The organism is Pseudomonas sp. GW821-FHT05H12, from assembly GCF_059419385.1.
Map to the genome: position 1 here is coordinate 1 of NZ_JBWKRS010000002.1, position 11,278 is coordinate 11,278.

The window sequence follows — 11,278 nt, forward strand, 5'->3', positions numbered from 1 at the left end:
CCCCCCCCCCCCACCCCCCCCCCCCCCCCCCCCCCCCCCCCCCCCCCCGGGCTCCTACGAGGGGTGTGGGCAGATCAATGGATTGCGTTTCACGCACTTATAAGCTTCCGATAAGTAACTTTTTGTCATGTATGGGGCTGATTAAACTGCTCGGGTATTTTTAATGTCGAGCTCTCCGTTCATGACTTCCCTCGCTGCCCCCACCCTCGCGGCCGCAGCCAAACCCACCGCGATGAGCCCACCCGTGTTCGGCCCGCGCATCATCATCGGCCTGGTCGGTGTGTTGCTGGCGGTGTTGGTGTCCGGCCTCAACGAGACGGTCACCAAAGTGGCCCTCGCGGATATCCGTGGTGCGCTGTACATCGGTTTTGACGAAGGCACCTGGCTGGTCGCGGCCTACACCGCCACGTCAGTCGCGGCCATGGCCTTCGCGCCCTGGTGTTCGGTGACGTTTTCCCTGCGCCGCTTCACCCTGTGCGCGATCGGCCTGTTCACCGTGCTGGGCATCCTGTGCCCGTTTGCGCCGAACTACGAAAGCCTGTTGGTGCTGCGCACCGTGCAAGGCCTGGCGGGCGGGGCGCTGCCGCCGATGCTGATGACCGTGGCGCTGCGTTTCCTGCCCGCCAACGTCAAGCTGTATGGCCTGGCCGGCTACGCGCTGACCGCCACCTTCGGCCCGAGCCTTGGCACGCCGTTGGCCGCGCTTTGGACCGAATACGTCGGCTGGCAGTGGGCGTTCTGGCAGATCGTCGCGCCTTGCTTGCTGGCGATGGCCGCCGTGGCCTACGGCCTGCCGCAAGACCCGTTGCGACTGGAGCGCTTCAAGCAATTCAACTGGCGCGGCCTGCTGCTGGGGTTCCCGGCGATCTGCATGTTGGTGATCGGCCTGCTGCAAGGCAATCGCCTGGACTGGTTCGAGTCGGGCCTGATCACCTGCTTGCTGTGCGGCGGCACGCTGTTGCTGGTGCTGTTCATGCTCAACGAATGGTCGCAACCGATCCCGTTTTTCAAGTTGCAGATGCTCGGCCTGCGCAACCTGTCGTTTGCATTGATCGTGTTGGCCGGTGTGCTGATGGTGCTGACCTCGGTGATCCTCATCCCGTCGAGCTTCCTCGCGCAGGTCCAGGGTTATCGCCCGCTGCAAACCGCGCCGGTGATGTTGCTGATGGCGGTGCCGCAGCTCATCGCACTGCCGTTGGTGGCGGCGTTGTGCAACCTGCGCTGGGTTGATTGCCGCTGGGTGCTGGGCATTGGCCTGGGCATGTTGGTGCTGTGCTGCGTGGGCAGTGCACACCTGACCTCGGCGTGGATCCGCGACGACTTCTATGGCCTGTACCTGCTGCAAATCTTCGGTCAGCCCATGGCCGTGCTGCCGCTGCTGATGCTGTCCACCGGCAGCATCCAACCGATGGATGGGCCGTTCGCCTCGGCCTGGTTCAACACCATCAAAGGCCTGGCCGCCGTGATCGCGACCGCCGTGCTGGATGTGCTGACCACTCGGCGCCTGCACTTCCACTCGAACATGTTGGTGGACGGCCTGGGCAACGCCCCACTGGCCGACGCCGATGCGCCGGGCCTTGCGCACCGCCTGCACGAACAGGCTGTGGTGCTCACGTCGTCGGATCTTTATTACGTCATGGCCGCCGTCGCGGTGGCGTTGATTCTGCTGATTTTCTGGATGCCGACGCGGATTTTTCCACCGCGCGCACCGACCTAGCCAAAAGGATTGCTCATGAAACGCAAAGACAAAATTGCCGTCTCCGTTATCGCGGTGTTCGCCGTGGGCGTGCTGGTATACCTGGTTGCGCCGGCCGTGCTGGGCAGCAAGCGCCAAACCACCAACGACGCCTTCGTCGCCGCCGACTTCACCCTGGTTGCGCCGCGTGTGGCGGGCTTCATCAAAGAAGTGCTGGTGGAAGACAACCAGCGGGTCAAGGCCGGCCAGTTGCTGGCGCTGATTGACGACCGCGATTTTCGCGCCGCCGCCCAGGCGGCTGACGCCGATACCCTCGTCGCCCAGGCCCAACTGAAAAACGCCACGGCCACCCTGGAGCGGCAAAGCTCGGTCATCGCCCAGGCCCAGGCCACCGTCGCGGCAGACCGCGCCGAAATGGCCTTTGCCGAGCACGAACTGAACCGCTACAACCACCTCGCGGGCGTAGGCGCGGGCACCGTGCAAAATGCTCAGCAAGCCAAGACGCGCATCGACCAAGCCACCGCACGCCTGGCCAATGCCACTGCCGTACTCGCGGCCGAACGCAAGCAGGTAGAGATCCTCACCGCCCAGCGTGATGCGGCCGAAGGCGGGCTCAAACGTGCCCAGGCGGCCTTGGAACTGGCCAGTTTTCAGCTGTCCTACACGCGCATTGTGGCGCCGGTGGACGGCATGGTCGGCGAGCGTGCCGTGCGCGTCGGTGCCTACGTGACGCCGGGCAGCAAGATCCTCGCCGTGGTGCCGTTGGCCGATGCCTACGTGGTGGCCAATTTCCAGGAAACCCAACTGTCCCACATGCACGCGGGCCAGGCGGTTCAGGTGCGTGTCGACAGCCTGGATGGCGAGCTGCTCAACGGCCATCTCGAAAGCCTGGCGCCAGCCACCGGGGTGACGTTCGCGTCGGTCAAACCGGATAACGCCACCGGCAATTTCACCAAGGTGGTGCAGCGCATTCCGGTGAAGATCGTGCTGGAGCCTGGCCAGGCCCACGCCGAGCGCCTGCGGGTCGGTATGTCGGTGGAAGCCAGCGTCGATACCCAGCCGGTGGCGAAAACCCGTGAGGTGGCCCAGCAATGAAATACATCGCCTGGCTCACCTTGAGCCTCGTCAGCCTGAGCGCCTGCACGGTCGGCCCGGATTTCCACACGCCGCAAAGCCCGCAAGTGACGCAATGGAGTGAACCCCAGGGTCGCCAGGCTGACAGCCATGCCACCAGCGACCCGCTGCAAGAGCGCTGGTGGGACGTGTTCCACGATGAGCAACTCTCAGCCCTCACGCGTCGCGCGCTCACCGACAACCTCGACCTGAAGCTGACCAGCAGCCGCCTGCAACAGAGCCGTGCCGTGCGCCAGGTGACCACCGCCGAGCGTTACCCCAACGTCAACGCCACCGGTGACTACCTGCGCCAGCGCAACAGCGCCAAGGGCTTGAGCGACCCGTCCGGCGAGAACGGCCGCTCGGCCTATAACCAGTGGGACATGGGCTTCTCTGCCGCATGGGAGCTGGACTTCTGGGGCCGGGTCAAACGCGAAACCGAAGCCGCCGACGCCACCCTGCAAGTGGCAGAGAATGACCGTCGCGCCGTGCTGCTGTCAGTGCTTGCCGAGACTGCCCAGGACTACATCCAGCTGCGCGGCGTGCAAAATACCCGCGCCGTCACCGAGCAGAACCTGGACGTCGCCCGCCACAGCCTCAAGCTCTCGCAACTGCGCCTGGCCGACGGCGTGGCCACCGATTTGGACGTTGCCGAAGCCGCCGCCCAAGTGGCGGCCATCGAAGCGCGTCTGCCGGATTTGCAGCAACGCCAGGACCAGTTGATCAACGCCCTGAGCCTGTTGATGGGCGAGCCGCCACAAGCCCTGCATGCGCAGTTGTCCAAGGACGCCGCCGTGCCACAAACCCAGCGCCAGGTCGCCATCGGCCTGCCTTCGGAGCTGGCCGAGCGTCGCCCGGATATCCGCCAGGCCGAAGCGCGGTTGCATGCCGCCACCGCCAACATCGGCGTGGCCAAGGGTGACTTCTACCCGCGCATCACGCTGTCCGGCAGCCTTGGCTCCCAGGCGATGCAGCTGTCGGACTTTGGCTCATGGGGCTCGCGCGCCTTTGCCTTCGGCCCGCAGTTCAGCCTGCCGCTGTTCAATGGCGGGCGCCTGCAGGGCATGTTGAACCTGCGCGAAGCCCAGCAGCAGGAAGCGGCGCTGGCCTACCAGCAAACCGTGTTGCGCGCCTGGCATGAGATCGACGACCAACTGACCCGCTACAACGCCAGCCAACTGCGCCGCGACAGCCTTGCCGAAGCCGTGCGCCAGAACCAGATCGCCCTGGCCACCGCGCAGCACCAATACGTGGAAGGCGTGGTGGATTTCGTCAACGTGCTCACCGTGCAAAGCGCGCTGCTGGCCACCCAGGAGCAGTGGGTGGAAAGCTCCACGGGTGTTTCGCTGGCGATGGTCGGGTTATACAAGGCGTTGGGTGGCGGCTGGGAATCGGTGTACCCACTGCAAACGGCTGCACGCTGATCTGCAAAGAGTTTTTGTCAGTCGCGAAATAAGGTGTAATGATAATTGCTCTCAATAATGTATCTGAGCTTTTCATGGACACCGCGACTGACGGCCAGCAACAGCTTCATCTCCTGTACCGCGACCATCACGGCTGGCTGCAAGGCTGGTTGCGCCAACGCCTGGGCGATCGCGAGCACGCTGCCGATGTGGCGCAGGACACGTTCCTGCGCCTGCTGGTGTCCGGGCGTTTTCCCGGCGACAAGGAAAGCCGCAGCTACCTGGCGCAGATCGCTCGCAACCTGGTGATCGACCAATGGCGGCGCTTGCGCATCGAACGCGCCTACCTGGAAAGCATCGCGCACTTACCGGAACCGGAATCACCGTCCCTGGAAACCCGTGCGCTGATCCTCGAAACCCTGATGCAGATCGATGCCATGCTCGACCGCATGCCCGACAACGTGCGCCGCGCATTCCTGCTGTCGCAGTTCGAAGGCCTGAGCTACGCGCAGATTGCCGAACGCCTGGGCGTCACCGTCAGCTCGGTGCAGAAGTACATGACCCGCGCCATTGTCGCCTGCTACCAGGTGGCCTACGCCGAATGAAACACGATGCGCCCATCGCCCCGGCCATTGTCGAGCAGGCCAGCGAGTGGCTGATGCTGCAATGGGGCGATGAACTGCGTGATGAACAGCGCGAAGCTTTCGCCCAATGGCAGGCCGCCGACCCGGAGCATCGCCGCGCTTGGCAGCGCCTTCAGCACTTGCAACACACCCTCAGTGGCGTGCCGGCCGACAGTGCCCGTGCCGTGCTGCGTGACACCCCGGATCCCCATCGCCGGGCGGCCCTCAAGTTGCTCGGCGTGTTGCTGGTGGCGGGCGGCAGCGGTTATCTGGTGCAGCGCAGCGAACCCTGGCAAGCGGCGTTTGCCGAGTACCACACCGCCACGGGCGAGATCCGTCAGTTCACCCTCAGCGACGGCACGCGCCTGGACCTCAACAGCGACAGTGCCGTGGACCTGCGTTTCAGCGCCAGTGAACGACGCATCCGCCTGATCCGTGGCGAGATCCTGCTGACCAGCGGCCACGACCCGTTGCGCCCGCTGATCGTCGAGACGCCGGCCGGCGATGTGCAGGCGCTGGGTACGCGTTTTTCCGTGCGTGAATTGCCTGACGGTAGCCGTGTCGATCTGTATGAAGGCCGCGTGCGCGTCACCCCGGCACAGGGCACCGCGGTGCAGATGAACGCGGGGGACAGCCTGTGGTTCAACCAACGCCAAAGCTCGGCGCTGCCTGCGGTCAACGCCAATGCCAGCAGTTGGACCGAGCACCGTCTGATCGCCGAGCGCCAGCCACTGGGCGAGTTTGTGACGCAACTGGGCCGTTATCGCCCCGGCGTGTTGCGCTGCGATCCCGCCGTGGCCGGCCTGCTGCTCACCGGCGTGTTTCCGCTGACGGACACCGACGCCATTCTCGCCGCCCTGGCGCATTCGCTGCCCATCCACATACACAGCGTCACGCGCTATTGGGTCACCCTCAAAGCGCGAGCCTGACCCCAACCCTACAAAAATAATGTTGCGGCGCCTTGTCGGTTTTCCGTGTTCGTCCGGGATACCTCTTGAAAGCCAATCAAGAAGCGATCTCACGGGGAGTCCTGCAATGCCGCACCACCCAATCCAACCCTTGGCCCGCGCCCTGCGCCGTGGCGTGTTAGTCAGCCTGCTGGCTGCTGTGCCGATGGTGCCGACCCAGGTTTACGCCGAACAAAGCGCTGAAGCGCTACGCACCTACAGCATTGCGGCGGGCAACCTCGACCAGGCGTTGAACCAGTTCGCCAGCGCCTCGGGCATCTTGTTGTCGGTGGATGCAACACTCACCGAAGGCAAGCGCAGCGCTGGCCTGCAAGGGCGTTACGCCGTTGGGAGCGGCCTGGAGCGGTTGCTGGCGGGCACTGGCTTGGTGGCCGTGCAGTCGCCGGGCGGTTGGTCGGTGCAGGCACTGGTTGGTGACGGCCCGGTGCAGCTTGGCGCCACCCAGATCAGCGGCCAGCAAGCGCAGGAAAGCGCATGGGGGCCGGTGGATGGCATCGTCGCCACGCGCAGCGCCTCCGGTAGCAAGACGGATTCGGCACTGGTGGAAATTCCCCAGACCATCAACGTGATCAGCGCCGCCGAGATCAAGGCGCGTGGTGCCCAAAGTGTCACCCAGGCCTTGCTCTACACGCCGGGTATGACGGCGGGCGGCTTCTCCGACCGGGTCAAATTATTCGATGAACCGACCTCGCGTGGCTTCTCGCCCACGCCGCTGTACCTCGACGGCCTGCACCTGCCTTACGGCGGCGGCAGCACCGGTGGCGCGTTGCAGATCGAGCCGTACTCCCTGGAGCGCATCGAAGTGCTCAAAGGGCCCGCGTCGGTGTTGTACGGGCAGAACCAGCCAGGTGGCATCGTCAACATGGTCAGCAAGCGCCCCACCGAAACCCCGTTGCACCAGGTGGTGCTGGAAGCCGGCACCTATGAACACAAAAGCGCCGCCATCGACCTCGGCGGCCCGCTGGACGAGCAGGGGCAATTTCTCTACCGCCTCACCGGCCTCGCCAATGACGGGCAGGACGAGATCAACTATGTAAAGAACAAGCGCCAGTTCATTGCCCCCAGCTTCACCTGGCGGCCGAACGACGATACCCACCTGACCCTGTTCGCCCAGTACCAGAAAGACAAAGGCGTCCCCGAAGCCCAAGGCTTGCCCGCGTCCGGCACGTTGTGGAACAACCCCAACGGCAAGATCAAGCGCGACCTGTTTATCGGCGAGCCGGGCGTGAACCAGTACAACCGCGAGCAATACGTACTCGGCTACGAAGTGTCTCACCGCCTGAACGAGACTTGGACCCTCAAGCAAAACGCACGCTATGCCGAGGTCGACGACCGCTACACCGCGCCGTTGCACGGCTACGCCTTCGTCGCCAACCCGGTCACTGGCGTGCAGGACCAGCGCTACCTGCAGCGCTATGCCGTGGACTGGTCGCAGAACAACAAGGTGTTCGGCGTGGACAGCATTGCCCAGGCCGAATTTGATACCGGCGCACTGTCGCACACGATGATTTTTGGCCTGGATTACTACCATTCCGGCTCTTTGTTCCACGGCCTGTACGACCGCAACCCGCCGGTGATCGACCTGTTCAAGCCGGTCTATGGTCAGCGGATCAACTACGGCCAACCTTACCGCTGGGACCGTACCCTGAGCCAGACTGGCCTGTACGTGCAGGACCAGATCAAATGGGATAAGTGGGCGCTGGTCCTTGGTGGCCGCTATGACTGGGCCAGCGTGGTGAACAAGGAGCCAATCCAGGACACCCGTTTTGCCAGCAAGGACGAAGCCTTCACCGGGCGCGCAGGCTTGGTGTACCTGTTCGATAACGGCTTCGCGCCCTTTGTCAGCTATTCCGAATCCTTCCTGCCGTTGACCGGCACCAATGCCGACCACAAGCCGTTCGACCCATCGACCGGCAAGCAATATGAAGTGGGCGTGAAGTACCAACCACCGGGCCAGAAGAGTTTTGTGCAAGCGTCGGTTTACCAGCTCGACCAGGAAAACGTGCTCACCACCGAACCCGACGCCACCTTCAGTACCCAGAGCGGTGCCATGCGCTCACGGGGCGTGGAACTGGAAGCCAAGGCCGTCCTCAACGATGCTTGGGACATCATCGCCTCGGCGGCGCGCAACGACATCAAGTACACCAAGGACGAAGAGGGTCGCCAGGGCCGCCACCCGGCAGGCATCTCGCCGCTCACCGCCTCGATGTGGGTCAACTACACCGTGCTCGGCGACACCCCGCTGGCCGGCCTCGGCGCAGGCCTGGGTGTGCGCTACGCCCGCCAGAGCCTGGGTGATTACTATGCCGGTGCTTTCACGGTGCCGTCCTACAGCGTCTACGACGCCAGCCTGAGTTACGACCTGAGCCGCTCGCCGCTCAAACTCAAGGGCGTGAAACTGGCGCTGAACGTGCAGAACCTCACCAACAAGACCTATGTGTCGCAATGCACCAGCGACCTGGATTGCTACTACGGGGAAGGGCGCACCGCCGTATCAAGCCTGACCTACGACTGGTAACCGCAACCCCCTGTAGCAGCCCGGCTTGCCGGCGATGAGGCCACTGAGACCGCCATCGCCGGCAAGCCGGGTGCCTACGGGTTCTGCAAAAACACCACATACCCGCGAAACCACTCACTCTTCTTCAAATACCCCGGCTCCTCCCAAACCCCGCCCTGAATCAACCCGATCTTGAACGGCACCCCCAAGCGGTTCATCCGTGGCAAATACGCCGCGTAGTCCGGAATGCTGTGCCGCCCCTGATAAGTCTGCACCACCACCTCATCCACCACGCCTTTGAGCTGGGCGATGGCGGCGGGGTCGGCGTTGCTGCTCCAGTCCATCAGGCCGGTGATGCTCAGGCGCAGGTCGGCCGGCAGGCGTTGGCGCAGGTCGCGCAGGAAGTCGGCGTATTCGTGCAGGTATTGGGTGCGGGCGTCGAAGTCGATCTGGATGCCGACCACCGGGTTGCCCGCATCACGCCAGCGTTGCACCTGGCCGAGCAGTTGGGTGTAGACCCGCTCTGGCCAGTGCAGCGTGTGGGCGCGGTACACCACCCAGACCTCGCCACGGGTGAGGCGCGGCACGCTCATGCCTTGGGCGATAAGCTGCACGCCGCGCGCTGGCGCCCGGCGCGTTGAGTTGATTTGGCCCTGGAGGATGTACAGGGTGTTGGCCTGCTTGAGCACCGGCTGGGGCGTCACGCCGCTCCACAGCCAGAAGGCGTCATAGTCGCTGGCATCGACGGCGCCGAACGCCGGGCTTGCCAACAGGAGCAAGCCCAGCCACAGGTGCTTCACCAGTAGTACTGCAGCGATTTGCCCCACTGGGTGTCGGCGAAACCGCTCTTGAGCTGGCGGAACCAGGCTTTACGCACGGCCGGCTCTACATCAACGCCGCCGCAACTGTTGTAGCCGGCCGGCGCGTAGCAATTGATGGCGCGGAACAGCGCGTAGGCCTTATCGTTCTTCGACGCCTTGGCGTTGCCGATCACCTGCTTGTAGCCGTCGAGCCGCGAAAAGGTTTCGCCTTTGAACTGCGACGCGGTGCTGCCCAGGCTGCCCGCTGCACGGGCTTGTTCCAGTGGCATGCCGTCGAGGTTGTTGCGCAGGATGAACTCACCCAGGCAGTTCAGCGCCTGTGGGCTCTTGCCGTCGGCCTGCAAGGTGGCGGCGGTTTGCGCGATGCTCGGGCAGGCGTAGCCCGACTCGGCCTTGTCGCCGTTCCACTGGAACAGCTTCAAGGTCTGGCTGGCGCTGTAGATGTAACCCAGGCTGGTGCCCAACTTGTCCTCGGGGGCCGAGGCGGGCAGTTGCTTGAGGTCGTCGGCGAATGTCGCGTACTGGCCGCGCAGCAAGTCTTTATAGAGCAGCACGAACTGGGCGGTCTCGCGCTCTACCGGGTCGCTGGCCTTGGCGATCTGCTGGCGCAGCAGGTCGGGGCCTGCGATGTTGCGCAGCAGGATGTAACGCACCTGCTTGGCGCCTATCGGCGAGTCGGCGGCAAACACCTTGGCCAACTGGCCGCTGCGCTCGTAGTTCATCGCCAGGGCCAATTCCAGCTGGTCGCGTTGCAGTGGCAGTGTTGCCAGCGGCAGCAGTTGCAGCCACAAGGCCTCGGCGCCTTTCCAGTCTTGTTTGGCTTCCAGGGCCAGGGCGCGCAGGGTCTGCTGGCTGAAGGCGAAGTAATTCAGGCTCGACGGCACGTTCTGCGGCAACAGCTTGAGGGCGGCGTCGGGCTGCTGCTCGGTGTACAGCGCATTCACCGCCAACAGGTAGTCGTAAAGTTCCGGCTCGCTGGCAAACACCGCTTTTTGCTGCTCGATGTCTGCACGACTGAGGCTCGGTTGGTTGCCGCCGCGCATCACCATCAGGTCGCTGACCAGCTGGATCATCGGCGTCTTGACGGTCTCGCTGTTGACCATCAGCAGCTTGAGGTCTGCCTCTTCCACCAGCTCATCCACCGACACATTGCGCTGTGCATCGCTCGCCTGGGTCAATTGCCAGGCGAACGCGTCGGCCAGCTTGCTGTTGTCGTTGGCCAACCAGTACACCCGGCGCAACAGGCCCCGTGCGGAGGTGCTGTAGGTGCCCTGTGGATAAGCCTTCAGGTAGCTGTCGAAACCCTGCTCGGCCTCGGCCAGGGCGGACTTATCCACACGGTCCAGGTGCGGCATGCCGTCTTCGTCGTAGGCGTTGGCCTGAGCCTGATTAAGCGCAGTGCGCGCGGTCATGTACTGCGCGGCTTCCTTCAACCACGGCAACGCGCTTTTGCCGGCCGCCGCGAAGCCGCTGGACGCCTCGGCGAAACGGCCGCTGTAGAAGTCGGCGGCGGCTTGCAGGTAGTCGCGCAACACTTGGCCGTCGGCGGACTGGATCTGCTGCGGGTCCGCTACCACCGGGCCGTCCCAGTCGCAGGTGGTCAGCAGTTGCAGGCGGGCCTTGACCAGCAATTCGCGCTCCGGCGCAGGCATGTCGGCTTTGACCACCTGGCTGATGAACGCGGTGGCGCTGTCATCGTCGTTGCTGCGGCAGCGGCTGCCTTCGCCATTGAGGAAGGCTTCGCCGGCGGTTTTGTACTCGTCGCGCTTGATGCCCAGCGGGCCGAGCAAGGTATCGAGTTCAGCAGTGCGCGAATCGTCCGGGCCGTCGTCGGGCTCGGTGCTGTTGTCTGCATGGGGCGCCAGGCGGTACACCGGGAACGGCACCGGGCCGAAGCCTTGGGCCAGGTCATCGTCATTCAGGGCATTCGGCGTCAGGGGTGCGGATTTCTTATCGGCCAGCAACAAACGCAGGTTCACCCGGCTGTCATTGCCCGGGCTCAGGAAGGGCAGGTTGCTGCAGGTGTCCAGGCTGCTGCGCGACACCCGCCAATCCGGGTAGCACGAATCGTCGGAACTGGCCTGGGCCTGCAGGGAAGTGCCGGCCAGCAGGGCCAGCGCCAGGGGTGACAGAAAACCGATGCGCATGACGTGTCCT

8 protein-coding genes are annotated in these 11,278 nt (G+C 64.3%); 6 read left to right on the forward strand and 2 right to left on the reverse strand.

Annotated features, from left to right (window positions below):
* Window positions 1-181 precede the first annotated feature (181 nt).
* From AC07SU_RS01700 to AC07SU_RS01725, 6 genes are all read left to right on the forward strand, one after another.
* Entirely contained in the window at window positions 182-1,717 is a 1,536-nt protein-coding gene (locus AC07SU_RS01700) for an MFS transporter (protein ID WP_494996020.1), read from the forward strand.
* 15 nt (window positions 1,718-1,732) lie between these two features.
* Window positions 1,733-2,791, forward strand: a complete 1,059-nt coding sequence (locus AC07SU_RS01705) for an HlyD family secretion protein (protein ID WP_494996021.1) — start codon at window positions 1,733-1,735, stop codon at window positions 2,789-2,791.
* A complete protein-coding gene (locus AC07SU_RS01710; RefSeq protein WP_494996022.1) occupies window positions 2,788-4,233 on the forward strand; it encodes an efflux transporter outer membrane subunit in 1,446 nt (481 codons plus the stop codon). The genes AC07SU_RS01705 and AC07SU_RS01710 overlap by 4 nt, the downstream gene beginning before the upstream one ends.
* A 74-nt stretch (window positions 4,234-4,307) precedes the next feature.
* Window positions 4,308-4,817, forward strand: a complete 510-nt coding sequence (locus AC07SU_RS01715) for a sigma-70 family RNA polymerase sigma factor (protein WP_176997450.1) — start codon at window positions 4,308-4,310, stop codon at window positions 4,815-4,817.
* A complete protein-coding gene (locus AC07SU_RS01720) occupies window positions 4,814-5,764 on the forward strand; it encodes a FecR domain-containing protein (protein WP_176997449.1) in 951 nt (316 codons plus the stop codon). Before AC07SU_RS01715 ends, AC07SU_RS01720 begins: the two co-directional genes overlap by 4 nt.
* A gap of 106 nt (window positions 5,765-5,870) precedes the next feature.
* Window positions 5,871-8,321 (forward strand): TonB-dependent siderophore receptor, encoded by a 2,451-nt coding sequence (locus AC07SU_RS01725; RefSeq protein WP_176997448.1) that lies wholly within the window; start codon window positions 5,871-5,873, stop codon window positions 8,319-8,321.
* A 74-nt stretch (window positions 8,322-8,395) separates the two neighbouring features.
* Here the strand turns inward: AC07SU_RS01725 and AC07SU_RS01730 are convergent, their stop codons facing one another.
* Both AC07SU_RS01730 and AC07SU_RS01735 read right to left on the reverse strand, forming a co-directional pair.
* Entirely contained in the window at window positions 8,396-9,100 is a 705-nt protein-coding gene (locus AC07SU_RS01730; RefSeq protein WP_494996023.1) for a DUF3142 domain-containing protein, read from the reverse strand.
* Entirely contained in the window at window positions 9,097-11,268 is a 2,172-nt protein-coding gene (locus tag AC07SU_RS01735) for a PA5441 family protein (RefSeq protein ID WP_494996024.1), read from the reverse strand. Before AC07SU_RS01735 ends, AC07SU_RS01730 begins: the two co-directional genes overlap by 4 nt.
* Window positions 11,269-11,278: the final 10 nt, after the last annotated feature.

Bases quoted from the DNA above. Each gene is read 5' to 3' on its own strand.
- AC07SU_RS01710 (WP_494996022.1), top strand. From the start codon at position 2,788: ATGAAATACATCGCCTGGCTCACCTTGAGCCTCGTCAGCCTGAGCGCC.
- AC07SU_RS01715 (WP_176997450.1), top strand. From the start codon at position 4,308: ATGGACACCGCGACTGACGGCCAGCAACAGCTTCATCTCCTGTACCGC.
- AC07SU_RS01720 (WP_176997449.1), top strand. From the start codon at position 4,814: ATGAAACACGATGCGCCCATCGCCCCGGCCATTGTCGAGCAGGCCAGC.
- AC07SU_RS01725 (WP_176997448.1), top strand. From the start codon at position 5,871: ATGCCGCACCACCCAATCCAACCCTTGGCCCGCGCCCTGCGCCGTGGC.
- AC07SU_RS01700 (WP_494996020.1), top strand. From the start codon at position 182: ATGACTTCCCTCGCTGCCCCCACCCTCGCGGCCGCAGCCAAACCCACC.
- AC07SU_RS01705 (WP_494996021.1), top strand. From the start codon at position 1,733: ATGAAACGCAAAGACAAAATTGCCGTCTCCGTTATCGCGGTGTTCGCC.
- AC07SU_RS01735 (WP_494996024.1), bottom strand. From the start codon at position 11,268: ATGCGCATCGGTTTTCTGTCACCCCTGGCGCTGGCCCTGCTGGCCGGC.